Source organism: Phreatobacter oligotrophus (genome assembly GCF_003046185.1).
GTDB lineage: Bacteria > Pseudomonadota > Alphaproteobacteria > Rhizobiales > Phreatobacteraceae > Phreatobacter > Phreatobacter oligotrophus.
In genome coordinates this window covers 1-22838 of the sequence record NZ_PZZL01000004.1, presented here as the reverse complement: position 1 = coordinate 22838, position 22838 = coordinate 1, and the positions used below count along the sequence as shown (strand labels likewise).

General features: G+C 68.5%; 22 protein-coding genes and 1 tRNA gene. 8 read left to right on the top strand and 15 right to left on the bottom strand.

Annotation, left to right across the window (positions count from 1 at the left end):
• Positions 1–558 carry a TetR/AcrR family transcriptional regulator gene (locus tag C8P69_RS23855; RefSeq protein ID WP_170118197.1) on the bottom strand — a complete coding sequence of 186 codons (558 nt, stop codon included), beginning with the start codon at positions 556–558 and terminating at the stop codon, positions 1–3.
• Between the two features lie 79 nt (positions 559–637).
• Here C8P69_RS23855 and C8P69_RS23850 point away from each other — a divergent pair, with 79 nt between their 5' ends.
• Entirely contained in the window at positions 638–1015 is a 378-nt protein-coding gene (locus C8P69_RS23850) for a hypothetical protein (RefSeq protein ID WP_170118196.1), read from the top strand.
• On the opposite strand, the gene C8P69_RS09875 is transcribed toward C8P69_RS23850, so the two are convergent.
• Positions 1012–1524: a GNAT family N-acetyltransferase gene (locus C8P69_RS09875; protein ID WP_108176634.1), complete on the bottom strand. Its 513-nt coding sequence runs from the start codon at positions 1522–1524 to the stop codon at positions 1012–1014. The two genes, C8P69_RS23850 and C8P69_RS09875, sit on opposite strands and share 4 nt — an antisense overlap.
• Positions 1525–1535: 11 nt before the next feature.
• Positions 1536–2072, bottom strand: a complete 537-nt coding sequence (gene ssb / locus C8P69_RS09870; RefSeq protein WP_108176632.1) for a single-stranded DNA-binding protein — start codon at positions 2070–2072, stop codon at positions 1536–1538.
• Positions 2073–2469: 397 nt separating this feature from the next.
• Between ssb and uvrA the strand changes: the two genes are divergently transcribed.
• From uvrA to C8P69_RS09855, 3 genes are all read left to right on the top strand, one after another.
• Positions 2470–5391 (top strand): excinuclease ABC subunit UvrA, encoded by a 2922-nt coding sequence (uvrA, locus tag C8P69_RS09865; RefSeq protein WP_108176630.1) that lies wholly within the window; start codon positions 2470–2472, stop codon positions 5389–5391.
• 46 nt (positions 5392–5437) lie between these two features.
• Positions 5438–6709: an MgtC/SapB family protein gene (locus tag C8P69_RS09860; protein ID WP_108176628.1), complete on the top strand. Its 1272-nt coding sequence runs from the start codon at positions 5438–5440 to the stop codon at positions 6707–6709.
• Between the two features lie 136 nt (positions 6710–6845).
• Complete coding sequence (locus C8P69_RS09855) at positions 6846–7010, top strand: DUF1127 domain-containing protein (RefSeq protein WP_108176626.1); 165 nt, start codon at positions 6846–6848, stop codon at positions 7008–7010.
• A 3-nt stretch (positions 7011–7013) separates the two neighbouring features.
• Here the strand turns inward: C8P69_RS09855 and C8P69_RS09850 are convergent, their stop codons facing one another.
• Genes C8P69_RS09850 through yajC form a run of 5 tightly spaced genes read right to left on the bottom strand, consistent with a single transcriptional unit; the run spans position 7014 to position 11281 of the window.
• Complete coding sequence (locus tag C8P69_RS09850) at positions 7014–7898, bottom strand: phytoene/squalene synthase family protein (RefSeq protein ID WP_108176624.1); 885 nt, start codon at positions 7896–7898, stop codon at positions 7014–7016.
• Between the two features lie 6 nt (positions 7899–7904).
• Positions 7905–8303, bottom strand: coding sequence for an Mth938-like domain-containing protein (locus tag C8P69_RS09845; protein WP_245901969.1), 399 nt, complete (start codon positions 8301–8303; stop codon positions 7905–7907).
• A 1-nt stretch (position 8304) separates the two neighbouring features.
• The gene (gene secF / locus C8P69_RS09840; protein WP_108176622.1) at positions 8305–9261 is read right to left on the bottom strand and encodes a protein translocase subunit SecF; all 957 of its coding nucleotides are present in this window, start codon (positions 9259–9261) and stop codon (positions 8305–8307) included.
• A gap of 25 nt (positions 9262–9286) precedes the next feature.
• On the bottom strand, positions 9287–10903 hold the full coding sequence (gene secD, locus C8P69_RS09835) for a protein translocase subunit SecD (protein WP_108176620.1): 1617 nt from the start codon (positions 10901–10903) through the stop codon (positions 9287–9289).
• Positions 10904–10951: 48 nt separating this feature from the next.
• Positions 10952–11281 carry a preprotein translocase subunit YajC gene (gene yajC / locus C8P69_RS09830; protein WP_108176618.1) on the bottom strand — a complete coding sequence of 110 codons (330 nt, stop codon included), beginning with the start codon at positions 11279–11281 and terminating at the stop codon, positions 10952–10954.
• Between the two features lie 81 nt (positions 11282–11362).
• Between yajC and C8P69_RS09825 the strand changes: the two genes are divergently transcribed.
• Complete coding sequence (locus C8P69_RS09825; RefSeq protein ID WP_108176616.1) at positions 11363–12391, top strand: ATP-binding protein; 1029 nt, start codon at positions 11363–11365, stop codon at positions 12389–12391.
• 146 nt (positions 12392–12537) lie between these two features.
• Here the strand turns inward: C8P69_RS09825 and C8P69_RS09820 are convergent, their stop codons facing one another.
• The 5 genes from C8P69_RS09820 to C8P69_RS09800 form a co-directional block, all read right to left on the bottom strand.
• Positions 12538–14133: a LysM peptidoglycan-binding domain-containing M23 family metallopeptidase gene (locus C8P69_RS09820; protein WP_108176614.1), complete on the bottom strand. Its 1596-nt coding sequence runs from the start codon at positions 14131–14133 to the stop codon at positions 12538–12540.
• A 96-nt stretch (positions 14134–14229) separates the two neighbouring features.
• Positions 14230–14877, bottom strand: coding sequence for a protein-L-isoaspartate O-methyltransferase family protein (locus tag C8P69_RS09815; RefSeq protein WP_108176612.1), 648 nt, complete (start codon positions 14875–14877; stop codon positions 14230–14232).
• Positions 14878–14884: 7 nt separating this feature from the next.
• A complete protein-coding gene (gene surE, locus C8P69_RS09810) occupies positions 14885–15667 on the bottom strand; it encodes a 5'/3'-nucleotidase SurE (RefSeq protein WP_108176610.1) in 783 nt (260 codons plus the stop codon).
• Positions 15667–16956 (bottom strand): serine--tRNA ligase, encoded by a 1290-nt coding sequence (serS, locus tag C8P69_RS09805; RefSeq protein WP_108176608.1) that lies wholly within the window; start codon positions 16954–16956, stop codon positions 15667–15669. The genes surE and serS overlap by 1 nt, the downstream gene beginning before the upstream one ends.
• A 95-nt stretch (positions 16957–17051) precedes the next feature.
• On the bottom strand, positions 17052–17741 hold the full coding sequence (locus C8P69_RS09800; RefSeq protein WP_108176606.1) for a DUF1045 domain-containing protein: 690 nt from the start codon (positions 17739–17741) through the stop codon (positions 17052–17054).
• Positions 17742–17846: 105 nt separating this feature from the next.
• Between C8P69_RS09800 and mnmA the strand changes: the two genes are divergently transcribed.
• The 3 genes from mnmA (at position 17847) to C8P69_RS09785 (ending at position 19891) form a co-directional block, all read left to right on the top strand.
• Positions 17847–19016 carry a tRNA 2-thiouridine(34) synthase MnmA gene (gene mnmA / locus C8P69_RS09795; RefSeq protein WP_108176604.1) on the top strand — a complete coding sequence of 390 codons (1170 nt, stop codon included), beginning with the start codon at positions 17847–17849 and terminating at the stop codon, positions 19014–19016.
• Between the two features lie 11 nt (positions 19017–19027).
• Positions 19028–19660: a class I SAM-dependent methyltransferase gene (locus tag C8P69_RS09790; protein ID WP_108176602.1), complete on the top strand. Its 633-nt coding sequence runs from the start codon at positions 19028–19030 to the stop codon at positions 19658–19660.
• 154 nt (positions 19661–19814) lie between these two features.
• Positions 19815–19891: transfer RNA gene (locus tag C8P69_RS09785), tRNA-Met, on the top strand.
• A 104-nt stretch (positions 19892–19995) separates the two neighbouring features.
• Here the strand turns inward: C8P69_RS09785 and C8P69_RS09780 are convergent.
• Both C8P69_RS09780 and C8P69_RS09775 read right to left on the bottom strand, forming a co-directional pair.
• Positions 19996–20685: an outer membrane protein gene (locus C8P69_RS09780; protein WP_108176600.1), complete on the bottom strand. Its 690-nt coding sequence runs from the start codon at positions 20683–20685 to the stop codon at positions 19996–19998.
• A 250-nt stretch (positions 20686–20935) separates the two neighbouring features.
• Entirely contained in the window at positions 20936–22210 is a 1275-nt protein-coding gene (locus tag C8P69_RS09775; protein WP_108176598.1) for a GGDEF domain-containing protein, read from the bottom strand.
• Positions 22211–22838: the final 628 nt, after the last annotated feature.

Genomic DNA, 22838 nt, shown 5'->3' with positions numbered 1-22838 from the left:
TCACGGCCGGCTCATCAGCGGCAGGATGATCTCCAGCGCCTCGCGGGCGCGCTCTTCACGGGCGCGCTCGTCCGCCGCGCCCGCTCCCATGCGGAAATGGCCGAGCAGCGCCTGATAGGCGAAGCGGGCTCGGGCACCGGCCTCCGCCCCCGGCACGCCGATGGCGGCGAATAGCGCCTCGACATACGCGACGCGGCGTGCGTCGGTCTCGGCCACCACCGCCCCCACGCCCGCATCGCGCGCTGCCCAGTCGCGCATCGCCATTTCGAGGCGCCCGTCGGCGCGCAGGACCGTGGCGAACAGCGCCTTCAACCGGTCCGCCGGAGCGGTGGCCCGGGCCTCGACCCGGGTGATGATGTCGGCGGTTGCGGATGTCCGCCACGCTTCGACCATCATGGCGAGCAGGTCGGCGCGATCGCGGAAGTGCCAGTAGAAGCTGCCCTTGGTGACCTTGAGGTCGGTCGCGAGCCGTTCGACGCGCACCGAGTCGAGCCCCTTGTCGGCGAGGGCCGCAAGACCCGCCGAAACCCAGGCCGAGCGATCAAGGCTGTCCTTCATGCGCATTCCATACGCTGCCGTATTGACGCGGGCAAGAGTCAGCCCTAGCGTATCCATACGCACCCGTATGGAGATGGTCATGAGCAGCGTCGCCCTTCTCACCGCCGCCGTTCTCACGGTCGCGATCAGCATCGTCCATTCCTGGATCGGCGAGAGGCGGCTGATCGGTCCGCTGCTCGCGATCGAACCGCGCGTCGGCGTTCTGAAGAGCGCCTTCCTGCGGCAGGTGCTGCGCCACGCCTGGCACATCACCTCGCTCGCCTGGACCGGGATGGCTGTGGTTCTGGCGGCGCTTGCCCTGGCCCCGCAGGGTGAAGCCGGCCGGATCGCGATCATCGGGATCGGCGTCACCTTCGTGCTCCACGGGGTTGCGATCCTCGCCCTCAGCCGCGGCCGTCACATCGCCTGGCCGGTCTTCCTCGCCGTCGGGGCGCTCTGCTTCCTTGCCGTGCGCTAGTCCGCCGAACGCAGCGCCAGCCATTCCGGCCTGAGGATCGACATCAGCGCCTGGTCAACGCGCGTCCCATCCGCCCGGCGCACGACCTCGCGCAGAATGCCCTCCTCGACGAAGCCGAGGCTCGCATAGACATGGCGGGCACGGGTGTTGGCGGTGAAGACCTCGAGGCAGAGGCGATGGCAGGCCGTTTCCCGAAAGACCCAGTCGAGCAGGGACGCCAGGAAGACCCGCCCGAGCCCCCTGCCCGGCGCGACCATGGCGATGCGCTGAAGCCCGACATTGCCGTGGGGATCGGTCAGGTCGCGCAGGATGGCGAAGCCGACCGGCTCGCCCTCCGCCAGCGCGATCAGATAGGCGAAATCCTCGGAGGCCATGGCGGCGCCATGGCGATCGGCGCTCCAGCGACCGATGAAGCTCTCATGCTCCGGCAGGCGCTCGGTGGCCATGACGAAGCCGAGATCGTCGGCGGTCGCCCGCCTCAGGGCGACCGTCACCGGCACATCGCTCATCGCGGCAGGCGTCAGAACGGGATCTCGTCATCGTCCATGCGGCGGCCGCCCGCAGGCGCAGCGGACCGCCGCGGCGCTTCCTGTCGCCCCCCGGAGCCACCCATGGAGCCGCGGCCCTCGACCTGGCCGCCGCCGAAACCGCCGCCCGAGGCGCCAAAGCCCTCGTCGGCATAGTCGCCGCCGCCCCCGCCGCCACCGCGGCCGTCGAGCAGGGTCATCTCGCCGCGATAGCGCTGCAGGACAACCTCGGTCGAATATTTCTCGACGCCGGACTGGTCGGTCCATTTGCGCGTCTGAAGCTGGCCCTCGACATAGACCTTCGAGCCCTTCTTCAGGTACTGCTCGGCGACGCGGACCAGGTTCTCGTTGAAGATCACCACCTGGTGCCACTCGGTGCGCTCCTTGCGCTCGCCGGAGGCCTTGTCCCGCCAGGTTTCGGTGGTGGCGAGGCGCAGGTTGCAGACCTGCTCGCCGTTGTTGAGGCGACGAACCTCGGGGTCGCGCCCCAGATTGCCGATCAGGATGACCTTGTTGACGCTGCCTGCCATCGTCGCTCTCCCTTTCCCCGCGGCCTGAGGCCCGGGGCGCCTTGCGCTCACGAGGTGCGAGGCTTCCCACGTTCGGCGCGATGCGTCACCGCGTCCCGACGGAAAACCCTCGGATATCCCCAACCACCCGCTCCGTGATCGGCCAGCGGTCATTCGTTCTATATTTGTTCTTGTCTTTGCCCGCAAGGTCCGTCAGGTTCCGCACCCGAGGTCCCCAACGCGACGATTCTGGTGCACGGCACACATCCCGTGACGGCACAGGTCTGGTTTTCCACTTCGAGCGTTTCTACCTTTGGACGGAGGGAGCGGCCGGCATCCTGCTGCCATGCCCCTGCCGCCGTCCCGTTTAAGCGTCACCCTTTCCCGCGCGCCTGCCGCCGCCCGTGAGCCCGTTGCGATGAGCGATCTGTTCGACAAGTTCAGCGACGACGTCCGCCGCCCGGACTCCCGCTTCATTTCGGTGCGCGGCGCGCGCGAGCACAATCTGAAGAACGTCGACCTGACGATTCCGCGCGACTCGCTGGTGGTGTTCACCGGCCTGTCCGGCTCGGGCAAGTCGTCGCTCGCCTTCGACACGATCTATGCCGAGGGCCAGCGCCGCTATGTCGAGAGCCTCTCGGCCTATGCGCGGCAGTTCCTCGAGATGATGCAGAAGCCGGATGTCGACCAGATCGACGGCCTGTCGCCGGCCATCTCCATCGAGCAGAAGACGACCTCCAAGAACCCGCGCTCGACGGTCGGCACGGTCACCGAGATCTACGACTACATGCGCCTGCTCTGGGCCCGCGTCGGCGTGCCCTATTCGCCGGCCACCGGTCTGCCGATCGAGAGCCAGACGGTCAGCCAGATGGTCGACAAGACCCTCGCCCTGCCCGAGGGCTCGCGCCTCTACCTGCTCGCCCCGGCCGTGCGCGGCCGCAAGGGCGAGTACCGCAAGGAACTGGCGGACTGGCAGAAGAAGGGCTTCCAGCGCGTCAAGATCAACGGCGCCTTCTACGAGATCGCCGATGCCCCGGCCCTCGACAAGAAGCTGAAGCACGACATCGACGTGGTGGTGGACCGCATCGTCGTGCGGCCGGACATGGCCACACGCCTCGCCGACAGTTTCGAGACGGCGCTGAAGCTCGCCGACGGCATCGCCGTGATCGAGTTCGCCGACAGCAAGACCGAGGGTGGCGAGCCGCTGCGCCTGCTCTTCTCGGAAAAATTCGCCTGCCCCGTCTCGGGCTTCACCATCTCCGAGGTCGAGCCGCGGCTGTTCTCGTTCAACAACCCCTTCGGCGCCTGCCCGGCCTGCGACGGCCTCGGCGTCGAGCAGACGATCGACCCGGACCTCGTCATCCCCGACAAGGACCTGTCGCTGCGCAAGGGCGCCATCGCCCCCTGGGCCCGGTCCACCTCGCCCTTCTACACCCAGACACTCGACGCCCTGTCGAAGCACTACGGCTTCTCGCTCACCGCGCCCTGGCACAAGCTGCCGGAGGTCGCGAAGAAGGCCATCCTCTTCGGCACCGGCGAGGAGACCGTCACCTTCCGCTATGACGACGGCCTCAGGTCCTACGAGACGACCAAGACCTTCGAGGGCGTGGTGCGGAACCTCGAGCGGCGGCTGAAGGAGACCGAGAGCGACTGGGCGCGCGAGGAAATCTCCCGCTTCGTCTCGGCTGTCCCGTGCAAGGCCTGCAACGGCTTCCGCCTGAAGCCGGAGGCGCTCGCCGTGAAGGTCGGCGCTGTCCACATCGGCGAGGTCTCGCAGATGTCGGTGCGCGGCGCGCGCGCATGGTTCGACGAGTTGCCCGGCCGCCTGACGGCCAAGCAGAACGAGATCGCCACGCGCATCCTCAAGGAGATCCGCGAGCGGCTGCATTTCCTCGTCGATGTCGGCCTGGACTACCTGACCCTCGGCCGCAATTCCGGCACGCTGTCGGGCGGCGAGAGCCAGCGCATCCGCCTCGCCAGCCAGATCGGCTCGGGCCTCACCGGCGTGCTCTACGTGCTGGACGAGCCCTCCATCGGCCTGCACCAGCGCGACAACGAGCGCCTGCTCGGGACCCTCAAGCGCCTGCGCAATCTCGGCAACACCGTCATCGTCGTCGAGCATGACGAGGACGCGATCCTCCAGGCCGACTACGTCGTCGATGTCGGCCCCGGCGCCGGCATCCATGGCGGTCGGATCGTGTCGCAGGGCACGCCGGCCGAGATCATGGCCGATCCCGCCTCCCTCACCGGCAAGTACCTCACCGGCGAGATGGGCGTGCCGCTGCCGAAGCGACGCAAGCCGCAGAAGGGCCGGGCGCTCAAGGTCGTCGGCGCCCGCGGCAACAATCTCAAGAATGTCACGGTGGACATCCCGCTGGGGCTCTTCACCTGCATCACCGGCGTCTCCGGCGGCGGAAAATCGACCCTGCTGCTCGACACGCTCTACCAGGCCATCGCCCGCAAGCTGAACGGGGCGAGCGAGGCCCCTGCCCCGCATGACCGCATCGAGGGCATCGAGCATCTCGACAAGGTCATCGACATCGACCAGTCGCCCATCGGTCGCACGCCGCGCTCGAACCCGGCGACCTATACCGGCGCCTTCACGCCGATCCGCGAATGGTTCGCGGGCCTCCCCGAGGCCAAGGCGCGCGGCTACGAGCCCGGGCGCTTCTCCTTCAACGTCAAGGGCGGCCGCTGCGAGGCCTGCCAGGGCGACGGCGTCATCAAGATCGAGATGCACTTCCTGCCCGACGTCTACGTCACCTGCGACGTCTGCAAGGGCAAGCGCTACAACCGCGAGACGCTTGAGGTGGTGTTCAAGGGCAAGTCGATCGCCGACGTGCTCGACATGACCGTCGACGAGGGCGTCGAGTTCTTCAAGGCGGTGCCGCGGGTGCGCGACATCCTGAAGACCCTGTCGGAGGTCGGCCTCGGCTACATCCATATCGGCCAGCAGGCGACGACGCTCTCGGGCGGCGAGGCGCAGCGCGTCAAGCTGTCGAAGGAGCTGTCGCGCCGCTCGACCGGGCGGACCCTCTACATTCTCGACGAGCCGACGACCGGCCTGCACTTCCACGACGTGGCGAAGCTCCTCGAAGTGCTGCACGAGCTGGTGGCGCAGGGCAATTCCGTTGTGGTCATCGAGCACAATCTTGAGGTCATCAAGACCGCCGACTGGATCATCGACATGGGCCCGGAGGGTGGCGACGGCGGCGGCGAAGTGGTGGCCGAGGGGCCGCCCGAGGTCATCGCCCGCGAGAAGCGCAGCCATACCGGCCGGTTCCTCGCCGAGGTTCTGGAGCGCCGGCCGATCAAGGTGAAGCGCGAGGCGGCGGAGTGATAGGATCCCCGGCGGGACGTCACGCGTCCCGTCGCCAGGACCCATGATGACAGACCTCGAATTGGCGCAGCGTCTCGGCATTGCCATCGCCATCGGGGCGCTGGTCGGCGCCGAGCGGCACTGGCGCGACCGCGACGAGAGCGATGGCCAGCGCACGGCGGGACTGCGCACCTTCACGCTGATCGGCGGACTTGGCGGGCTGTCGGCCGCGCTGGACCAGGCGCTGGGCGCGCAGGGCCTGCGCGGATTGCTCCTCGCCGCCATGTTCCTTGGCCTCTCCGCGGTGTTCGGCCTGTTCCAGTATCGCGAACAGGTCGCCGAGGGACGCTTCTCCGTCACCTCGGTCGCCGCGGCGATGGTCCCCTTCGCACTCGGCGCCTTGGCCGTGATCGGTGATCTCCGGATCGCCGGGGCGGGCGGCGTCATCCTCGTCTGCATCCTGGCGGCCCGGGAGGGGCTTCACCGCTTCGTCGAGGCGCTCACCTTCGCGGAACTGCGGGCGGCCATCGTGCTGCTGGCCATGACCTTCGTCATCCTGCCGCTCGTGCCGAATGACCCCATCGGCCCCTTCGGCGGGGTCTCGCCGGCGCGGATCTGGACGCTCGCCATCCTGCTCGCGGCCATCTCCTTCGTGGGCTATGTCGCGGTGAAGCTGCTCGGCGAACGGCACGGCGAGCTCGTGGCCGGAGCGGTCGGCGGGCTTCTCTCCTCGACGGCTGCGACCATCACCAATGCCCGCCACGCCGCCGAAGGCGGAGATGCGCCGCGCCTCGCGGCCGGAGCGCTGGCGGCCGGTGTCGTCTCGTATGTCCGGACCGGCCTGATCATCGCGACACTGGCGCCAGCGGCCCTGCCGCTGGTGGGCCCGGCCCTTGGCGCCGGTGCGCTGGTCGCCGCAGGAGCCGCGCTCATCCTGGCGCGCCGGGACACCGGCGACCATGCCGAGGCCGCCGCCACCAATCCTTTCGATCTCTGGCGGGTCATCCAGCTGGCCGTCCTGCTCAGCGCCATCGCCTTCGCCACGCGCGCGGGAGCAGCCTGGTTCGGCGATGCGGGCGTCTTCGCGGTCTCCGCCCTCTCCGGCCTTGCCGACGTGGACGCGCCGGTGATCACCGCGGCGGGGCTTGCCGGCCATGGCCTGACCGTCGAGGCCGCCGCCCGCGCCATGCTGATCGCCGTCGCGGCCAACACCCTGGCCAAGGCGGCTTACGGACTGGCGCTGGGGTCGGGACGTTTCGGGGCGATCTTCGCCGGGGTCTCGGGCCTCGCGCTCGCGGCCGGCGCGGCGACCTTCATCGCCTTGGCGATGCTTGGTTAATCGCCGTTAACGCCCCATGTGCCCAAGGCATAGCTGCGGTGCACAATTTCTCATCTCGCAACTGCAGCAAAATGACTATGTAAGCGTCAGATCGTTCGCGAACGAATGATCGTCTGTCCGTTCGAGGTTGTCCGCCATGCTGTACCTGCTCAACGCCCTGATCGCCCGCTTCAAGGCCCACATTGTCTACCTGCGCACCCGCGAGGAGCTGACCCAGCTCGATGACCGCGCCCTGGCCGACCTCGGCTTCCAGCGCGGCGAGATCGAGTACATCGCCCGCAAGGTTGCCGACGCCGCCTGACGATCAGGCGCGGCGATCCTGCCGCGCCCAGCGCCGGGCCCAGCGCCACATGGCCCATTGCCTGCGCCATTGCGGCAGGTCGGGGGCCGGCGCAAAGGGATCCGTATGCCGCGAGAGACGGTCGAGCCGCGGCCCGACTGTCGCAAGACCCACGAAGGCCGCCAGCGTCCGCCGATCGGCGCCGCTCATCGCCGCTTCGGCCGCCGCGAGATGGCGCCGCGCAAGGGCGATCGCCTCGTTCCGGACCAACCGCACAGCCTCCGGCTTCCGCCGCGCGACGATGTCCTCGCGCGTGACGCCCTGTGCCTCCAGCATCTCCGCAGGAAGCTGGACGCGTCCGGCGGCAGCCAGCGGCGCGAAGCTGCGCAACATCCCCGCCACCGCATAGGCGATGCCGGCATGGCCGGCGAGATCGGCCGAGCGGGGATCGTCGCCTCCGCAGAGGATCAGGGCGGCCATCTGCATCACGGCCGAACTCGTCTCGCCGCAATAGCCTTCGAGATCACCGACGGTCGGAAAGAGGTCGTCGTAGAGATCGGCGACCCGCGCATCGATCAAGGCGACAAGCGGGGCGACCGACAGGCGGTGGCGCTGCACCACGTCGAGGAGGGCGGCGGCCACGGGATGGGACTGGACGTCCCCCCGCCCCGCGCCTTCCAGCACATCGCGCCACCATTGCAGGCGGACCTCGCCGGGCAGCGCCTCGCGCACGCGCTCGCGCACCGAGGCCACTTCGAGGTTGAAGGCATAGAGCGCCAGAAGGTCGGCGCGCCTGTCTTCCGGCGCGAAGAGGCTGGCGAGCCAGCGGTCCTTGTCGCCCTCGCGCACGGCCGCGTCGCAATGGGCGAAGGCAGCAGTGAGAGCCTCGGGCCGGGGCGGAACGTCCATGCCGGTTCAATCCACCGCCATGAGGGCGGCAGCGACGCGGCGATTCTCGCCGAGCATGATGTTGTAGGTGCGCGCCGCGGCGCCGGTCGCCATGACCTCGAGGCCGATGCCGGCATCGCGCAGGATCCAGCGGATCGCATCATCAACCGGAATTGGGGTCGGGCCGGTGCCGAGCAGCAGCACATCGATGGCGGCCCGCTCGGCCACGGCCTTGTCGAAGCTCTCCACGCCGACATCCGTGAGCGACATGACTGGCCAGGCATGAATGCCCGAGGGCAGCGCCAGGATGGAGCCGCGATGGCTCATGTCGGCGAAGCGAAAGCCGCCTCGCCCATAGGCGTCGATGGCGAAGCGACCGGGGACGAAGCCGTCGTGGAGGACGCGGATCGGCTCGCCGCGGGCCACGTCAGGCCCGGGCCTTGGCCGCCGCGTCGCCCTCCTCCTCCGCCTGGCGCGTGGCGCCGAAGCCGCCGGTGCGCAGGCCGAGATAGATGAGGATGGGCGAGGCGATGAAGATCGACGAATAGGTGCCGATGATGACGCCGACCAGCATCGAGGCCGTGAAGCCCTGGATGACCTCGCCGCCGAAGAAAAACAGGCCGAGCAGCGCGAGGAAGGTCGTGGTGGCAGTGATGGTGGTGCGCGACAGGGTCGAGTTGATGGCGATGTCGAGCAGTTCGGCCACCGGCATCTTCTTGTGCTTGCGCATCATTTCGCGGATTCGGTCGAACACCACGACGGTGTCGTTGAGCGAATAGCCGATGATGGTCAGCACCGAGGCGATCGAGGTGATGTCGAAATCGGACTGGGTGAAGATGTAGAAGGCCATGATGGCCGTCACGTCGTGCAGCGTCGCGATCATCGCCGCCACGGCAAACTGCCATTCGAAGCGGAACCACAAGTAGATCAGCACGGCGAGGATCGAGAGGATCACGCCGATGACCGACATCTGGACGAGCTCGGCCGACACGGTCGGACCGACGACCTCCGTGCGGCGGATGTCGTAATCGGCCTCGATCAGGCCGGTGACGCGGCGCAAGGCCGCCTGCTGTCCCCGCTCGCCGCCGGGCTGCTCGCCATAGCGCAGCATGACGAGGTTGGGACCGCCAAACTCCTGCAGCTGGACGTCGCCGACATTGGCGGCCTGCAGGCGGGTGCGCAGCTCGCTGAGATTGGCGTTGCCCTGCTTCGTCTGAAGCTCGACGAGGGTGCCGCCCTTGAAATCGATGCCGATGTTCAGGCCGATCGTCAGGAAGCCGATGATGGTCGCAGCGGCGATGAAGGCCGAAATGCCGAAGGCAATCGGACGGAACCGCATGAAACCGAACTTGGTGTCGTCCGGGATGAGTCGGAGCAGGCGCACGGTCTTCAGTCTCCCTGCCGTCCGGTCACATCGGCACCCGCGCCGGCTTGAACCAGCGCAGCCACAGCACGACGAGGTAGCGCGTGAAGGTGATGGCGGTGAACATGGTGGTGACGATGCCGAGGCCGAGCGTCAGCGCGAAGCCCTTCACCGGGCCTGTTCCGAGGTAGAACAGGATGATGGAGGTGAGGAGCTGGGTGACGTTGGCATCCATGATGGTGCCCATGGCCTTGGTGAAGCCGCCATCGATCGAGGCGATGACGCTTCGGCCGGCGCGCGATTCCTCGCGGATGCGCTCGAAGATCAGCACGTTGGAGTCGACGGCCATGCCGACGGTCAGCACGATGCCGGCGATGCCGGGCAGCGTCAGCGTCGCGCCGATCAGGCTGAGCAGGCCGAACATCATGACGACGTTCACGATGACGGCGATGTTGGCGAAAAGGCCAAAAAGCCCATAGGTCGCAAAGATATAGACCAGCACGAAGATCGAGCCGATGATCGCGGCCCGGGTGCCCGAGGTGATCGAATCCTGGCCGAGCGAGGCGCCGACGGTGCGTTCCTCGACGACGGTAAGCGGAGCGGGCAGCGCGCCGGCGCGCAGCAGCAGGGCGAGGTTCGCCGAGCTCTCCGCCGTGAAGCGGCCGGAGATCTGGCCAGAACCACCGAGGATCGGCTCGCGGATGACCGGCGCCGAGATCACCTTGTTGTCGAGGACGATGGCGAAGGGCCGGTTGACGTTCTCGGTGGTGGTCTGGGCGAACTTGCGGCCGCCCGAGGCATTGAAGCGGAAGCTCACCACCCATTCCGCCTGCTGGGCGTTGAACGCGGCCTGGGCGTCGATCAGCTCCTCGCCCGAGACGATGACGCGGCGCTGGATCACGTAGGGGATCTGCTGGACGACGCGATTCCCCTCCTTGACCTCCTCATAGAGGATGGCGCTGTCGGCCGGCGGACGGCCCGAAATCGCCTGTTCCGGCGTCATGGACTGGTCGACGAGGCGGAATTCGAGCTTCGCGGTCTGGCCGAGGATGTCCTTCAGGCGGCGCGGGTCCTTCTCGCCCGGCACCTGCAGGAGGATGCGGTCGAGGCCCTGGCGCTGGATGACCGGCTCGGTGGTGCCGAGCTGGTCGATACGGCGGCGCACCACCTCGATGGACTGGGTGACGGCGCGGGAGACCTTGTCGCGGATGCCGGCATCGGTGGCCGTGACGGTGAAGGTGTCACCGGAGCGCGAGACCTCGGAATCAAACTGGCCGGTGGTCGAGAAGGCGCCGCCTATCGCCTGCGGGATCTTGCGCAGTTCGGTGAGCGCGAGGTCGCCGTTCTGGCCCTCGCGCAGGCGCACGACGACCGCGTTGCCCTGGAAGCCGATGTTCTGGACCTGAAGGCGCGCATCGCGCAGCACGCGGCGCACGTCGTCGCGCAGGTTCTCCAGCATGGTCCGCCGCACCTCGTCCGAATCGACCTGCAGGCGCAGGTCGACGCCGCCCTGGAGATCGAGGCCGAGGGTCATGTGGGTGCGCAACGCCCGCGGCAGCTTGTCCACCCAAGACTGCGGCATGAGGTTGGGCGTCGCCAGCAGCATGACCGCGAAGGCGGTCATGAGAATCAGCGTCGCCTTCCAGCGGGTGAAGCTCAGCATCGATCGGTCATCCTCGGCTGTCGGCGGGTCGGCCGGTGCGGAGTGGCTTCACTTCTCGTCGGCGGGTTCGCTCTTCGAGCGCAGCTCCGAGACGAACTGCTTGGCGGCGCGAACGCGGACGTTGTCGGCGATCTCGAGCTCGATCGTCGTGTCGTCGACCACCTTGGTGATCCGGCCGATCAGGCCGCCGGACAGCGTCACCTGGTCGCCGCGCCGGAGGTTTCCGATCATCTCCTGATGCATCTTCACCTTCTTCTGCTGGGGGCGCAGGATCAGGAAATACATGATGATGAAGATGAGGATGAAGGGCAGCATCGACATCAGGATGTCGTTGGTGCCGCCCGCACCGGTCTGGGCGAAGGCCGGAGTAATGAACATGAAGGATCCTCGTGGGAAGGCCCCGCTCGGAGGCGCAGCAGGGCGGAATTTCGGCGCGGACTATAGCCACGAAGGCGTCGAATGCAACGATGCCGCCACGCCCCCGCAACGAAAGGTCGCGGACGCAGCGTCGGGACTGCTCATGTAGCTGCCGCGCGCCTGTCTTTCCAGTGGTCCGGTTGCGCAGGGACACACGCTGGTGCATGGGACCGCGACCGTCGCCGGAGGCATCCCGTGTCCGATCCCCTCTCCCACGCTCTTCTGGAACGCATCGCCACCGCGCTCGAGCGGCTGGCCCCTGCCCCGCCGCCCCGGCCTGACTTCGCGGCGGCCGACGCCTTCGTGTGGAACCCCGACGGACCGCGCCTCGATCCGGTGCCGCGGGTCAACCGCGTGGAGATGGTGCTGCTCAAGGGCATCGACCGGGCGCGCGACACGCTGATCGAGAACACCCGGCGCTTCGCCGAGGGCCTGCCCGCCAACAATGCCCTGCTGTGGGGCTCCCGCGGCATGGGCAAGTCCTCGCTGGTCAAGGCCGCCCATGCCACCGTCAACCGGCAGAGGGTGGCCGAGGGCCTCTCCGCCAACCTGAAGCTGGTCGAGATCCACCGCGAGGATATCGAGAGCCTGCCGCAGCTCATGGCGCTGGTGCGCGCCACCGACCTGCGCTTCATCGTCTTCTGCGACGATCTCTCCTTCGACCACGACGACACCTCCTACAAGTCGCTCAAGGCGGTGCTCGAAGGCGGCATCGAGGGCCGGCCGGACAATGTCATCTTCTACGCCACCTCCAACCGCCGGCATCTCCTGCCGCGCGACATGATGGAGAACGAGCGCTCGACCTCGATCAATCCGGGCGAGGCCGTCGAGGAAAAGGTGTCGCTGTCGGACCGCTTCGGCCTCTGGCTCGGCTTCCACAAGTGCAGCCAGGACGAGTATCTGGCCATGGTCGAGGGCTATGCGGAGCATTTCGGCCTCAAGGCCGATGCCGAGCGCATGCGCGCCGAGGCGTTGGAATGGGCGACCACGCGCGGCTCGCGCTCTGGCCGCGTCGCCTGGCAGTTCGTCCAGGACCTGGCCGGCCGCCTTGGCGTGCGCCTCGAGGCCTGATCCCGGCGCAAACTGACCCTGAAAAACAAGTGGGGCGGCACCGCCGTGCCGCCCCGAAAATGACCGGTCCCTTTGGAGGTCGCAGGAGAGGACCGATCGACTAGTCGTGCCCGGTTGCCCCGGGAAAGGTGGTGACGCCTCGTTCCTCAGTTCGCGCCGAGGAATGTCATCGGATCGACCGGCGTCGCGCCGCGGCGGATCTCGAAGTGGAGCTGCGGCGAGGAGACGTTGCCGGTCTGGCCGGCGGCGGCGATGGTCTGACCACGGCGAACCTGCTCGCCGCGGCGCACCGCGATCGTCGAATTGTGGGCATAGGCCGTCACGTAGCCGTTGGAGTGGCGCACCAGCACGAGGTTGCCGTAACCGCGCAGCTCGTTGCCGGCATAGGCGACGACGCCGTCCTCAGCGGCCTTTACCGGCGTGCCCTGCGGCACCGACAGCTTGATGCCGTCATTGGTGCCGGCGCGGAAGCCGGCGACCACGCGGCCACGCACCGGCCAGCGGAACTGCGGCTCGGCATTGGCGGCGCGAGCGGGAGCCTCGGCGGTTGCGGAGGCGGTTTCGGCAGCGGCGGCCGGCGACGGCTGCGCCGTCGACTGGGTGATGGCGGCCTGCGAGGGGATCGCGGCGGTCGGCTGCGGGTCGGCCTGGCGGCCGGCCGGCGTGGCCTGGGCCTCGGCGACGGCGCGCTGGGCCTGCTCGCGGCGGGCCGTGGGAGCGGCGGCGGGCGCCGGCGTCGGCGCAGGCGTTGCGGCAGCCTGGCGGGTGGCGGCCGGCGTGGAGGCCTGAACGGCGGGAAGGCGCAGCACCTGACCGGTCCGCAGCGACTGGCTGGGCTGGAGACCATTGGCGGCGGCAAGCTGGTCACGCGGCACGCCATAGCGACGGGCGACACCGGCGAGGGTTTCGCCGCCGGTCACCGTGTGGGTGCCGCGGGTGGCCTGAGCCGGACGGGCAGCGGTAGCCGCCGGAGCGGGCGTCGCAGCCGCCGGCTGGGCGCCGGACTGCCAGGACAAGCGGCCCTGCTGCTGGGCCGGCGCGACGGCAGCGGTCCGGGTCGGAGCGGCGGCAGGAGCCTGGGCACGGGCCTGGGCCTCGGCCGGCTGGCGGACGAGATCGGTCGCCGGGCGCGCCGCCGCGGCAACCGGGGCGGCGGCGGCCTGGCCGGCATTGGCCATGGAATAGGTGGGGATGATGACGTTCTGTCCGGCACTGAAGGCCTGGTTGCCGGACATGCCATTGGCCTGCGCGATGGCGGCAGCGGGCACGCCGTAGCGCCGCGACAGGGCCTCCGGCGTATCGCCGGCAGCGGCGCGGATGGCGGTGCCGCCGGTGGAGGACCAGCCGCCGCGGCCGGCCGAGACCGGGCCACCGGCCGTCGTCTGACCCATGGCCATCTGGCGAACGGCGGGCGTCTGCGGGTTGGAGGAGCCGAAGGCCGGGCGCGGGGTCACGGTGCCGGTAGTCATGCCGGGATCGGCGCCCTGGCCGAAGGGCGAGCCGCCCTGGGCCGTCGCCGGCGGCGGCGAGGTCACCACGAAGTCGCGGGAGGGAAGCGGCTGGCTCTCGACGGCCGCGACGGGCGCTGCCGAGACGCTCGGCTGCGGCGCGCTGGCCACCTGGCTGGAACGGAAGGGGTTTTCGTCGAAGCGCGCCACATCGGAGCTGCAGGCGGCGCCAAGCCCGGAGACCGCAATCACAACGACGGCCCGGGACAAGCCGGAGACGGTACGGAGACCCATGGCAACACTCACGCGGTACGCAACCACTGACAGGACGATTTATGACCTGTTCAGGTTAAGTTTCGGTTGTCGCGCTGCTTCGGTGTCAGGTCTTTTTCACAGTCGGCGGGCGACGCCATGGACCGCCGGGTCGACCTGCGCCACTGCGAAGGCGTTGCGGCTCGCATGGCTGTCGGCCTTGCCGGTGCGGACCACGACGCCGGCGGTGAGCGGCACCACCATCACACCGTCGGGCGCCAGCTGGGCGAGAAGGTGCGGCGGCGGGTCGGACACCGCACAGGTCAGCAGGATGCGGTCATAGGGCGCGCGCTGGGCGAAGCCGTCGAAGCCGTCGCCGAAGATGGTCTCGACCATGTCGTAGCCGAGCGAGCGCAGGCGCAAATGGGCCTGGTCGGCGAGCGTCCGCCAGCGCTCGACCGTCACGACCTCCTTGGCGAGGCGGCCGAGAATCGCCGCGGTGTAGCCCGAGCCGGTGCCGATCTGCAGGACGCGGTGGTGCGGGGCGACATCGAGCGCGTCCAGCATGGCGGCGATGAGAGTCGGGCGCAGGACGCTCTGGCCCATGGCGATGGGCAGCGCCACATCCTCGTCGGCGAGCGCGAAATGCCCCTCGTCGAGGAACGGCACGCGCGGCACCTGCTCCATGGCGTTGAGCACGCGGCGGTCGGACAGGCCCGCCTGCCGCAGCATGAGGACGAAAGCGGCAGCGGCACGAAAATGATCCGGTCCCGGCGCCGCGTTCATCGCCGCCTCAGGTCCCGGGCGCCCGGTCGCCGGCGAAGACCGCCGCGAGGCGCGTCATGGTCGGCTCGTCGGTCATGTTGATCTCGAGCGGCGTCACCGAGACATAGCCCTCGGCGAGGGCCCAGAGGTCGGTGCCGTTCTCGATGCGATGGCGGTTTCGCACGAAGGCGATCCAGTAATAGGGATTGCCGCGGCCGTCATGGCGCGGGTCGATCGTCAGGATCTCCTGGTCGCGCCGCCCCTGCGCGGTCACGCGGATGCCGCGCACCTGGTCGGGGCTGCGATTGGGGAAATTGACGTTGATGAGCGAGCCGGGACGCAGCCCCTCCTCGAGGATGGTGCGGATGATGCCGGGGGCATGGGCCTCGGCGGTCTCGTAGGGCACCTGATGGCGGCTCTCGGGACCGTAGGACTGCGACAGCGCCACCGACGGAATGCCGAGGATCGTGCCCTCCATGGCCCCCGCGATGGTGCCGGAATAGCCGACGTCCTCGGCGACGTTCTGGCCGCGATTGACGCCGGAGAGGACGAGGTCGGGCCCCTCCCCCGCCAGGATGTGCTTCACCGCCATGATCACGCAATCGGTGGGCGTGCCCTTCACCGCGTAGCGCTTCTCGCCGACCTCGCGCAGCCGCAGCGGATCGTTCAGCGACAGGGAGTGCGAGACGCCGGACTGGTCCGTCTCGGGCGCGACCACCCAGACGTCGTCGGAGAGCGTGCGGGCGATGCGCTCGGCGGCGAGCAGGCCCGGCGCGTGGATGCCGTCGTCATTGGTGACAAGGATGCGCATCAGGCTTTCTCGATAAGGGTGAGGCCGCCCATATAGGGCTGGAGCACGGCGGGCACGGCGATGGCGCCGCCATCCTGCTGGTAGGTCTCCATCACGGCGATGAGGGCGCGGCCGACCGCGGTCCCCGAACCGTTGAGCGTGTGGACGAACTGCGGCGCGGGCTGCTTGTTGTCGGTGGCCTTCGGCCGATAGCGGGCATTCATGCGGCGGGCCTGGAAGTCGCCGCAGACCGAGCAGGACGAAATCTCGCGGAAGGCCTTCTGACCGGGCAGCCAGACCTCGATGTCATAGGTCTTGCGGGCCGAGAAGCCCATGTCGCCGGTGCAGAGCGTGACGACGCGGTAATGCAGGTCGAGGCGCTTCAGCACCTCCTCGGCGCAGGCGAGCATGCGCTCATGCTCGTCGAGGGCCTGGTCGGGCGTGGTAATGGAGACGAGCTCCACCTTCAGGAACTGGTGCTGGCGCAGCATGCCGCGCGTGTCGCGGCCGGCGGCGCCGGCTTCCGAGCGGAAGCACTGGGTCGCGGCGGTGAGGCGCATCGGCAGCGCGTCCTCGGCGACGATCTCCTGCGCCACGAGGTTGGTCAGCGTCACCTCGGCGGTGGGGGTCAGCCAGAGGCCCTCGCGGGTGACGAACATGTCCTCCGCCGCCTTGGGCAACTGGCCGGTGCCATAGACCGCAGGATCACGGACGAGCACCGGCGGGTTCACCTCGGTGTAGCCGTGGGTGTCGGTGTGCAGGTCGAGCATGAACTGGGCGAGAGCGCGCTCCATGCGGGCGAGCTTGCTCTTGAGCACCACGAAGCGGGCGCCGGACAGCTTGGCGGCCGCCTCGAAATCCATCTGGCCGAGGGCCTCGCCGAGCTCGAAATGCTCCTTCGGCGCGGCGATGACCCGCGGCGTGCCGAAGCGATGGCGCTCGACATTGGCGGTCTCGTCCGGGCCGACCGGAACGTCGGCAAGCGGCAGGTTGGGAATGACCTCGAGAGCCGCGGTGAGCTCGGCGCTCGCCGCCTTCTCGGCGGCCTCGGCCTCGGCCATGCGGTCCTTGAGGGCAGCAACCTCGGCCTTCAGGGCATCGGCACGGGCCATGTCCTTCTGGCCCATGGCCTGGCCGATCTCCTTCGAGGCGGCGTTGCGACGCTCCTGGCCGGCCTGGAGAGCCGAGACGGCGGCCTTGCGGGCGTCATCGAGCGCGATGAGGGAGGATGCCAGCGGCCCACGTCCGCGCGCGACGAGCGCGGCGTCGAAGGCCTGCGGATTGTCCCTGATCCAGCGAATGTCGTGCATGGTCGCCCTGCCGTCTGCGCGCCGCGGATTCTCGCGGCGAAACCGCCGTTGCGGGCTTAAGCGAGGCTCCCCGGCAAGGCAAGACGGTCGGGCGATCAGCCCTCGAAGGGAAAGCGCGCGAGGATGGTGAAGCGCCCTGCCCGGTCCGCCTGCTTGAAGAGGCACAACGCGTCGACCGCCAGAGGCGCGGCCACCGGCGCATAAAGGCCCGCAAGGCCGTCCCGGATGGTCTCCCGCCGGTCCTCGGGCAAGGCGCCGGTCAGGGTCATGTGGAAGCGGAAGTCCTCGAAGACATAGGGATAGCCGAAGGCGTCGAGATGGGCCTTCTGGCGCTCCGTCAGCGGCGCCTTCAGCCGGCGTGCCATGTCGGCCTCGGAGAGCGGCGCGCGGAAGGCGTCGAAATGCCGGACGCAATCCGCCGCGAGCCCTTCGAGTTCGGCGGACCGTTCGGACGGGGTCAGCGCGACGAAGGCCTTGAGCAGCGAGACATCGAGACGGGGAACCGAAAAGGCGCGGCGACGCTCGGCAAACAGCATCACGGCCTCGATCAGGCCGGCCTCGTCCTCGCCACCCGCAAGGGCAAAGGGCGCCTTCAGGGTGCCGTGGAAGCCATAGCGGCGCGGCTCCTCGGTGAGCGCCATCCAGTCACCGGCATTGCAGGGCGGCGAGGCCGGGAAAGCCGTATCGGTCGCGGCCGCGGCATCATAGCCGATGACGGACGAGCCGAAGCGCCAGAGCGGACTGTCCGGGGCGGGGGCGGCATAGAGGGCGTAGCGGGGAGCCATGGGGCGGCGTTTAGCCCCGCCGGGTGACTGCCACAAGACGGCATCACCGCTTTGCGCGGATCGCCGCACCGCCTATATAGCGGCATTCAGCTCACGTCGGATCGCATGCGGAACAGCCTCGACATCGCCAAGCCGCCTTCCGCGACGCGCGTCGTCGTCGCGATGTCGGGCGGCGTCGATTCCTCGGTCGTGGCCGGGCTCATGGCCGAACAGGGCTATGATGTCGTCGGCGTGACGCTGCAGCTCTACGACCATGGCGCCGCGATCCACCGCAAGGGCGCCTGCTGCGCCGGCCAGGACATCCACGACGCCCGCCGCGTCGCCGAGCGGCTCGGCATTCCGCACTACGTGCTGGACTACGAGGAGCGCTTCAAGGCGGCGGTCATCGACCGCTTCGCCCAGTCCTATGCCGATGGCGAGACGCCGATCCCCTGCATCGACTGCAATCGCCACGTGAAGTTCACCGACCTCTTGGCAACCGCCCGGGATCTGGGGGCCGACGCCCTGGCGACCGGCCATTATGTCGCGAGCCGCGCACTGCCCTCCGGCCGTCGCGGGCTCTACCAGCCGGTCGATGCCGACCGTGACCAGAGCTATTTCCTCTTCGCCACCACGGCGGACCAGCTCGACCTGCTGCGGTTTCCGCTTGGCGGCATGACCAAGCCGGAGACGCGCGAGCATGCCCGCCGCTTCGGCCTCGCCATCGCCGACAAGGCCGACAGCCAGGACATCTGCTTCGTGCCCACCGGCCGCTACACCTCGATCGTCGAGAAGCTGAAGCCGGAAGCGGCCGAGGCCGGCGAGATCGTCCATGTCGACGGGCGGGTGCTCGGGCGCCATGACGGCGTCATGCGCTTCACCGTGGGACAGCGCCGCGGCATCGGCATCGCGGCGGCCGAACCGCTCTATGTGGTCGGGCTCGATGCGGCGCGCCGGCAGGTGATCGTCGGTCCGCGCGAGGCGCTGGCGACCCACCGGATCGGCCTGCGCGATTTCAACTGGCTGGGCGACGCGCTGCCCGCCGAGGGCGAGACCCTTGCCTGCCACGCCCGGGTGCGCTCGACGCGCCCGCCCCGCCCTGCCCTGCTGCGCATGGTGGACGGCGCCCCGGAAATCGAGCTGCTTGACGGCGAGGACGGCGTGGCGCCGGGCCAGGCCTGCGTGCTCTATGACGGCCCTGCGGGCGCCGCCCGCGTCCTCGGCGGCGGCTTCATCCGCCGGCGGCAGGACCTGCGGCCGGCTGCCGCCCACACCACTCTCCAGGCCACGATCTGACCGGGGTTGCAATGCAAGCCGCTGAACTCGACGCCCAATCCATCCAGAAGGCCTATGCCCGCTGGGCGCCGATCTACGATCCGATCTTCGGTCGCATCACCACGACCGGGCGCAAGGCGGCGGTGGCCGCGGCGACGCGCGTCGGCGGGCGCATCCTCGAGGTCGGCGTCGGCACTGGCATCGCCCTGCCCGACTATGGCAAGGACTGCCGGGTCATCGGCCTCGACCTGTCCTTCGACATGCTGAAGATCGCCCGCAAGCGGGTGGAAGAGGGCCTGACCAATGTCGAGGGCATCCTGCAGATGGATGCCGGGCGCCTGGCCTTCGGCGATGCCAGCTTCGACTGCGTCGTCGCCATGTATCTCATCACCGTGGTGCCGGACCCCGAGGGCGTCATGGCCGAGCTCAACCGGGTCTGCAAACCCGGCGGCGAGGTCATCCTGGTGAACCATTTCGCCGCCGAGGGCGGCATTCGCGCTCTGATCGAGAAGGCCGCCGCGCCCTTCGGCGACAAGCTCGGCTGGCATCCCGACTTCTCCTTCGAGCGCGTGATGGGCGAGAAGGACCTGACCATGGTCGAGAAGAAGCCGGCGGGCTTCGGCGGGCTCTTCACGCTCGTGCGGTTCAAGAAGGCTGCGGCCTGAGGGCATCGCCACCGGGCCGGCCCACGGGACGTGTTGGCCAGGGGCTTGAAAGATCGCGGCGAGAAGCCTCAGCGATCGTCTTGACACCCCTTCGGCCCGGACCTTATATCCGCGCTCTCGCAAGGCCGGTGCGCCGGCCCTGCGGCCCTTTTGGGGCGGGGTAGCTCAGTTGGTGAGAGCGCAGGATTCATAACCCTGAGGTCGGCAGTTCGACTCTGCCTCCCGCTACCATTCCAAATCCATGACAGCGGGCGTGATCCTGGCTTTCCCGGATCGCGCCAACAAAAAGGCCGCCCGGAGGGCGGCCCTTCGTCGTTTGCGCGGCGCGCGGCGGCTCAGTAGCGCGCCACCACGGCGGAAGGACCGCTGGAGAAGAGGTAGTTCACGCCGAGGCGAAGGCTGTGGCTCCGCAGTGTCACCTGATGCGGGATGCCGCCGCCATAGCCGACCCAGCGACCGTAATCGGCATAGCGATACTCGGCCTTCACGGTCCAGTTCGGCGTCAGCGCGCCTTCAACGCCCGCACCGACGGTCCAGCCGGCACGGGTCACGGTGTTGCCGACACTGAACCCGGGCTCGCCCGCCTGGATACCGGACACCGCCAGGCCGCCCGTGACGAAGAACAGCGCCCGATCGACGGCGAAGCCCGCGCGACCCCGCAGCGAGCTGTCCCATTTCTGGTTGGTGAAGCAGCAGAAGGCAGTAGTGGCATTGCGCAGGCCGGACAGCCCGAGATCCGCCTCGAGACCGAGGACAAGGGCATTCATCTGCCAGTTATAGCCGGCGGTCAGACCGCCAATGATACCGGACTGGCTGACCGAGCCATGGGTGCCGATGGGACTGAAATCGTGGCGCGAGGTGCTCCAGGCGCCGCCGAGGTAACCGCCAAGATAGAAGCCGGTCCAGTTGAACGCCGGCGCAGTGGCAGCCATGGCAACCGGGCTGCGCGGGGATCCGAGATCGGCTGCGCCGGCCCCGCTCGCGAGGCCGAGCAAGGCGGCAGCGGTAATGGCGTACAACTTCATGGTGACCCCCCTTGATTCAAAGCGCGCGAAACTTGCCCCCCCGCAGCAGATTGCGCAAGGGAATGCCACTGCGCTGCCGTGCCTTACTTGGCCTGCCGTAGGGAGAGTCACGGACTGTGGTCGCCGCGCAACAGCGATGACACCGCGGTCATGCTGGCATGACGCGTCGGGATTCAGGGCGGCGCAACGAGAAGAGCAGCCGATCGCGACATCCTCCCGCTGCCAAACGGCCGGGCCGCCCGGCGCCGTCTCACGGCATGGTCTGCCCGCCACCGGCCACAGCCGGGCCCGCCACCACGCGGTTGCGGCCCAGACGCTTGGCCTCATAGAGCCGCGAATCCGCCAGACGTAGCAGGCCCTCCAGTCCCGTGCCCTCGTCCGGCGCCGTGGCGACGCCCACGCTGATGGTCGGCGCCGGGACGCCATCACCGGCGAACTCGGTCGCGACAGCCTTGCGGATTCGCTCGGCTGCCATGGTCGCCGCGGCCGCGCCGAGATCCGGGGCGAGGACGACGAACTCCTCGCCGCCATAGCGGAAGATCCGATCATCGCCCCGGATATGGGCGCGAATGGTCTCGACCATCCGGCGCAGCACGGCGTCACCGGCGATATGACCCTGGCTGTCGTTGATCTGCTTGAAATGATCGGCATCGATCATGAGCAGGCTGCAGGGCCGGCCGCTGTCGATGGCCTGGGCCAACATGGTGGGGGCGAGCGCCGTGAAGCGCTCGCGCGTCCAGGCGCCGGTGAGCGCGTCCCGGCTCGTTGCCCCCAGCAGGACCTCGTATTTGTGCCGGTAGGTGAGCTTGTGGAAGATGTCCGCCAGGGGTTCCGGCGCTGACTCCTCGGCCTTCTTCTCGAACACGGCGAGATAGACGCCGAGACAGGCCGCATAGACGACGGCCGCCCCCATTTTGGCGATCCAGCCGCCGAACAGCGCGCTCCATGGCGTTCCCGTCACCCAGTGCAGGCCGACGAAGAAGGCGACCTGGTCGAAGGACAGGATGATGGCGAGGCTCAGCCAGGCCCGGACCACCAGGGAGCGCGCGAGAAGGCCGCGCAGGCGCTCGTAGATGAGGATGAGCGCGATGGCGTCGATGAAGAGCAGCGTCGTGCCCCAGACCATCAGCAGGCCCATCTGGTCGATCAGCGCGAGGTCCGGATTGTAGCCCGGCAGCGCCACGGGCGGCCCCGAGAGCCGCAACATCGCGACCAGCGTCACCATCAGGAAATTGCCCATGAGAAGGCCATAGATCGGCTGGCGCACCGCCTCCGCATCCTCGCGGATGTAGAACAGGAGGATGATGGCGAGCTTGCCGGAGAAAAGAACGGTCGAGCCGGGCGAGATCAAACCGAAAGGCAGCTCGATGAAGAAGACGGCCGCCAGATAGGTCTCGAGGAAATGCATCACCCCCAGGGCGCAAAAGAACGCGCCAAGGCCGAGGACGGCTCGGCAGCGAAACAGAGCTGCCATGACGATGAAGTAGACGACCGACTGCGTCAGCAGGAGAAGGATGCCGGACATGTGAAAATCGCTTTTGTGAAATCGGCCAGGGATGCCGTGGAGGCCATCGCGTCTGACGGCGCCATCCTTGCCCGGATTCGGCGGTGCGGACGACTCCCGGTGGCCGCACATGTCCCGCCCGGGGCTGACATGACCACACGTGAGGGCTGCGCACAGGCTTGTGACTGGACCCTCGCCGTTTTGGGACAGCCCATCCTTGCTGAAATCTTAACGTCCCGTGCCCGTCTGGCGAGACCCCGAACAGGAGGCCTCTAGAAGGGCAAAATCAGGGGCTTTCGGCCCCGGGAGAAGCGGCGTCCATCTTGCACAGGACATCCCGACAGCACCGCGCTGTCTCGACTGGATACAGGCCCTGGCCACCGGCGCGCTCACGCAACGGTAACTCTATGTTTCTGGCGTCCAGATCAAGGTTCCGCGGTTAACGCTATCGGTAATCAAACGTTGATTACCTCGTTCAAATGTATCAGATCGATCCTCGGGAACGGGGATCGCCCACAGGAGCGATCCGAAATGAACAGTCAGGTCAGAGAGATTGTTGTAGCCCCTTAATTATCGGACGCGATCGCCACCGTAGTTTCGTTTGCTCGTGATGCGATGAACTCGCGCGGGGAACGGTAGCCCAGCGCTC

Bases quoted from the DNA above. Each gene is read 5' to 3' on its own strand.
- C8P69_RS23855 (WP_170118197.1), bottom strand. From the start codon at position 558: ATGAAGGACAGCCTTGATCGCTCGGCCTGGGTTTCGGCGGGTCTTGCG.
- C8P69_RS23850 (WP_170118196.1), top strand. From the start codon at position 638: ATGAGCAGCGTCGCCCTTCTCACCGCCGCCGTTCTCACGGTCGCGATC.
- C8P69_RS09875 (WP_108176634.1), bottom strand. From the start codon at position 1,524: ATGAGCGATGTGCCGGTGACGGTCGCCCTGAGGCGGGCGACCGCCGAC.
- ssb (WP_108176632.1), bottom strand. From the start codon at position 2,072: ATGGCAGGCAGCGTCAACAAGGTCATCCTGATCGGCAATCTGGGGCGC.
- uvrA (WP_108176630.1), top strand. From the start codon at position 2,470: ATGAGCGATCTGTTCGACAAGTTCAGCGACGACGTCCGCCGCCCGGAC.
- C8P69_RS09860 (WP_108176628.1), top strand. From the start codon at position 5,438: ATGACAGACCTCGAATTGGCGCAGCGTCTCGGCATTGCCATCGCCATC.
- C8P69_RS09855 (WP_108176626.1), top strand. From the start codon at position 6,846: ATGCTGTACCTGCTCAACGCCCTGATCGCCCGCTTCAAGGCCCACATT.
- C8P69_RS09850 (WP_108176624.1), bottom strand. From the start codon at position 7,898: ATGGACGTTCCGCCCCGGCCCGAGGCTCTCACTGCTGCCTTCGCCCAT.
- secD (WP_108176620.1), bottom strand. From the start codon at position 10,903: ATGCTGAGCTTCACCCGCTGGAAGGCGACGCTGATTCTCATGACCGCC.
- yajC (WP_108176618.1), bottom strand. From the start codon at position 11,281: ATGTTCATTACTCCGGCCTTCGCCCAGACCGGTGCGGGCGGCACCAAC.
- C8P69_RS09825 (WP_108176616.1), top strand. From the start codon at position 11,363: ATGCAACGATGCCGCCACGCCCCCGCAACGAAAGGTCGCGGACGCAGC.
- C8P69_RS09820 (WP_108176614.1), bottom strand. From the start codon at position 14,133: ATGGGTCTCCGTACCGTCTCCGGCTTGTCCCGGGCCGTCGTTGTGATT.
- C8P69_RS09815 (WP_108176612.1), bottom strand. From the start codon at position 14,877: ATGAACGCGGCGCCGGGACCGGATCATTTTCGTGCCGCTGCCGCTTTC.
- surE (WP_108176610.1), bottom strand. From the start codon at position 15,667: ATGCGCATCCTTGTCACCAATGACGACGGCATCCACGCGCCGGGCCTG.
- serS (WP_108176608.1), bottom strand. From the start codon at position 16,956: ATGCACGACATTCGCTGGATCAGGGACAATCCGCAGGCCTTCGACGCC.
- C8P69_RS09800 (WP_108176606.1), bottom strand. From the start codon at position 17,741: ATGGCTCCCCGCTACGCCCTCTATGCCGCCCCCGCCCCGGACAGTCCG.
- mnmA (WP_108176604.1), top strand. From the start codon at position 17,847: ATGCGGAACAGCCTCGACATCGCCAAGCCGCCTTCCGCGACGCGCGTC.
- C8P69_RS09790 (WP_108176602.1), top strand. From the start codon at position 19,028: ATGCAAGCCGCTGAACTCGACGCCCAATCCATCCAGAAGGCCTATGCC.
- C8P69_RS09780 (WP_108176600.1), bottom strand. From the start codon at position 20,685: ATGAAGTTGTACGCCATTACCGCTGCCGCCTTGCTCGGCCTCGCGAGC.
- C8P69_RS09775 (WP_108176598.1), bottom strand. From the start codon at position 22,210: ATGTCCGGCATCCTTCTCCTGCTGACGCAGTCGGTCGTCTACTTCATC.